At 73.2% G+C, this 2,492-nt stretch carries 1 protein-coding gene; it reads right to left on the reverse strand.

Features of this window, described 5'->3' with window-relative positions; translation table 11 throughout:
- Nucleotides 1-1,314: 1,314 nt before the first annotated feature.
- A complete protein-coding gene (locus ACFTXQ_RS33605; RefSeq protein WP_382648510.1) occupies nucleotides 1,315-2,298 on the reverse strand; it encodes an SMI1/KNR4 family protein in 984 nt (327 codons plus the stop codon).
- Nucleotides 2,299-2,492 lie beyond the last annotated feature (194 nt).

Genomic DNA, 2,492 nt, shown 5'->3' on the forward strand with positions numbered 1-2,492 from the left:
GTGGTACCGGGCGCGCCAGGAGCGCCGGGAACACCAGGCACACCGGGACCACCAGGGGCATCAGGCATACCGGCGGCGCCAGGCGTACCGGGAGCACCAGGGGCACCAGGCATACCGGGGCCACCCGCGGCACCGGGAGCACCCGGGACACCGGGAGCGCCGGGCATACCGGGGGCACTGGGCATCCCCGGAGCACCGGGCACACCGAGGCCACCCGAGGCACCAGGCATACCGGGGGCACCGGGAGCACCGGGAGCACCGGGAGCACCGGGCAAACCAGGAGCACCGGGCATACCCGGGCCACCAGGGGCACCGGCCATACCGGGAGCGTCGGGTACACCGGGGCCACCCGAGCCACCGGGCATACCGGGAGCCCCGGGCACGCCGGGGCCACCCGGGGCACCGGGCATACCGGGAGCGCCCTGCCCCCCGTGCCCGCCGGAGGCACCAGGCGCCCCCGGCGGACCCGGAGGCGCCGGCGGCCGGCCCGCGCCCGAGCCCGCCGGGCGGGAGATCTGGGCCTTGCTCGTGGGCGCGTCGGCGATGTCGCCCGCGTCCGGCTGCAGCGCCGGCGTGACGGCGGTCTTCGGCAGCTGGCTGCCGCCCTCCATCAGCGTGGTCTTCGCCTCCGGCGCCACCCCGGACGACGGCGCGTCGTCCAGGTCCGACCCCGACAGCGGCGGCGCGAACACCGTCGCGGGCAGCGGTACGGACACGTCGTCCGCACCCGGATTCACATCCGTCCCGGCCCACGGCGTGGACCCGACCGGCACCCCGTCGTTCGCCGTCGGTTCGTACGGGACCTCGCGCCGCAGAGGCACCGCGTCCACCGGCCCCGACGCCACGTCGACCCGCTCAGCCTCCGGAGCGGGAGCAGGAGCAGGAGCAGGAGCAGCAGGAGCAGCCGCAGAGGCGCCGGCACCCGCCGGAATCCCCGCCCGGTCCGCGGCCTCCTGCAGCCACTCCGGCGGACTCAGCATGAACGACGTCTGCTCCGAATCGATCCGCGGCGGCGGAACCGAAGCCTCCGAAGCAGCGGCCGCAGCCGCCGCCCCGTACTCCTCCTCGTACCGGCGGATCACCTCACCCACCGGCAGCCCCGGCCACAGCGTCACCTCACCGCTGTCCCGCGCGATCACCAGCCGCTGCCGGCCACCGCCCGAGACGGGCCCGGCCGCCCGGTCCTCCGCCCACACCACGAACCCGAGCCCGAACTCCCGTACGCGCACCTCCCGGTGCTGGTACGCGGGCACGTCCCCGTTGATCCACTCCTCGGCGCGCTCCTGCGCCTGCGCAAACGTCACCACAGCGCGATCAACCCTCCACCAGGACCGGAACCGAACGCGCGAATCCGCCGTCCACCATCAGACCGGCCACCGTCTCCAGCTCCGGCGGATTACCCGCCAACCGCTCCAGAAAGGCATCGAAATCACCGCCGCACGGCAACAACAGCCGCTCCACGCGCTCCTGCACGGACCAACCGTCACGGTCGCGCGCGTCGTCGTACGGCGAGAACCACACCGAACCGATGCCCTCGCCCTTCACCTTCAGCGCCAGCAACCCACCCTGCACGAAGGCCACGCACAGGTAGTCCTTCGTCAGGTGGTCCCGCAGACACTTGTTGACGTACACCAGGTCGTTGACCGCCGCCTCCTCACGCACCGTGAAGAACGGCTGGTCCACCAGCAGACCGAGGTCCACGTCCAGCCCCGCACCCGCCGGCGCACACCCGCCCGCCGCCTTCAGGAACGCGCGGTACGCCTCCGGCAACCGGTAGCCGAGGTCCTCCTCGACGCCCTGCACCAGCTCCTCGGAGACCGACACCACCGTCTTCGGCAGCCCCAGGTGCACCGGGCGCACCTCCTGCAACGGCCGCGTCCCGCGCTTCTCGTGGTCCACCGGCGCCGTCGCCAGCCCCGCGTGGTGCCGCAGCAACGCCTTCACCTCGACCGGGACCAGCTCCATGCGCCGCGAACCCGCGACGTGGTGCCAGGTCCAGCCGTGCGGGGTCGCCACCGGACCCACCGTGTCCCACAGCTCGTGCCCGGCCGCCTGCATCGCCGCGTTCGCGGACACGTAGTCCGTCAGGCGCAGCTCGTCGACGCCGAAGCCCTCCGGCGGGTCCGCGATCTCCACCGCCGCACGCGCGTACGCGGAGAAGTCCGGATGCCCGTTGCCGTCCATCCGCACACCCTGGGGATGCCGAGCGGCCCGGACCGGGTCCGGGAAATGCACGACCTGCCCCGAGTAAGCGGCGTTGGGTGGCGCGGCCTGCTGCCCGAGCCGACCTGTCGTCATGGCGGTAGCCCCCTGCTGGATCTGGCTGGTTCATCACAGCCTATGCGCTGGGGCAAGGGGCTCACCCGCCCGCTACCGGCCCACCCACCCGAGGGCCGGGAACATCCGAATTGATACGAATATTCGACCCCGCTTCCGCATGACAGGTGACATTTGGCAGGCTGTCCCCGCAGCACGGGGGCGTGCGCACAGCG

The sequence above is a fragment of the Streptomyces sp. NPDC057010 genome (genome assembly GCF_042673805.1).
Classification (GTDB): domain Bacteria; phylum Actinomycetota; class Actinomycetes; order Streptomycetales; family Streptomycetaceae; genus Streptomyces.